Annotated in this window: 1 protein-coding gene; it reads left to right on the top strand. The window is 38.6% G+C overall.

Annotated elements, in window-relative coordinates; all coding sequences use genetic code 11:
• Positions 1-155 precede the first annotated feature (155 nt).
• Positions 156-1,511, top strand: coding sequence for a TrpB-like pyridoxal phosphate-dependent enzyme (locus tag E1171_RS01510; RefSeq protein WP_155203387.1), 1,356 nt, complete (start codon positions 156-158; stop codon positions 1,509-1,511).
• Position 1,512 lies beyond the last annotated feature (1 nt).

Here is a 1,512-nt window from a genome sequence, read left to right as displayed (position 1 = left end):
CCAATAATAGGTAGCGGATTTTTAAAATACTCTTAGTAAAAGAATCCTTTGACACTTCTCTTTATAAAATAAGTTAGTTCCAATTGCGGAAAAATTATCCTATATTTTTCTTAATTTAAATAACTTCTAATTTAATATTAAAAAGCTAATAAAGTATGAAGAAGAAATTTCTACTGCCAGAGGATGAAATACCTGAAAATTGGTACAACATCACAGCTGATATGCCAAATAAGCCTTTGCCTCCATTAAATCGGGTAACAAAAGAATCCATTGGTCCGGAAGCCTTAACCCCTTTGTTTCCTCAAGAATTAATAAAGCAAGAATTTTCTACCGAAAAATGGATTAGTATCCCTGATGAGGTTAGGGAAATCTATAAAATATGGCGACCTACTCCTATGTTTCGGGCCCATTCCCTTGAAAAAGCTTTGGATACTCCGGCCAGGATTTTTTATAAATATGAAGGAGTCAGTCCATCTGGATCGCATAAACCCAATACAGCTGTTCCTCAGGCTTATTATAATAAGCAAGCAGGGGTAAAAAGAATTACTACTGAAACAGGAGCGGGTCAATGGGGGAGTGCACTAAGTTTTGCTTGTCAGCATTTTGGAATATTTTGTGAAGTGTATATGGTAAAGGTGAGTTATTACCAAAAACCTTATCGAAAGGTTATGATGAACACCTGGAAGGCAAATGTTTATCCTTCTCCATCTGAGCTTACGAAAGCAGGAAGAAAAATTTTAGAAAAAGACCCCAACTCTCCTGGTAGTCTTGGAATTGCCATTTCTGAAGCAGTTGAGAGAGCAGCATCAGATAAAGAAACTAAATATGCCTTGGGAAGTGTTCTTAACCATGTCCTACTTCATCAAACCATTATTGGTTTAGAGGCTGTTAAGCAAATGGAACAAGCCGGATACATGCCTGATGTAGTTATTGCTCCTTTTGGTGGAGGCTCTAATTTTGCAGGGTTGGCTTTTCCTTTCCTTCGTTTTAATTTTGAGAAGGGAGCAAATATTAGGTGTGTAGCCAGCGAACCAGCCTCCTGCCCTAAATTAACCAGAGGGCAGTTTCGTTATGATTTTGGAGATACCGTTGGACTGACTCCTCTACTTCCCATGTACACACTTGGTCATCAATTTGTTCCGGCTCCTATTCACGCAGGTGGTTTAAGATACCATGGGGCAGGTGTGATCGTAAGTCAATTGTTAAAAGATCAATTAATTGAGGCAAGAGCACATCATCAGTTGGAATGTTTCAAAGCGGGGACCTTATTTGCTCAAACAGAAGGGATTATTCCGGCGCCTGAAGCTACCCACGGAATTGCTACAGCCATCTATGAAGCTAAAAAGGCCAAAGAAGAAGGTGTTCCTAAAACTATTTTGTTTAATCTCTGTGGGCATGGAAATTTTGATATGCAGGCTTATGAGAATTATTTCTCAGGAAAACTGGTTGAGCATGAATTAAATCAGGGAGAAATCGAAGCTTCACTAGCTGGAATTGAAAAAGTGGAATAAT

It is taken from the genome of Xanthovirga aplysinae (assembly GCF_009711365.1).
Taxonomy (GTDB): Bacteria; Bacteroidota; Bacteroidia; order Cytophagales; family Cyclobacteriaceae; genus Xanthovirga; species Xanthovirga aplysinae.
This window is presented reverse-complemented; position numbering and strand designations above follow the sequence as displayed.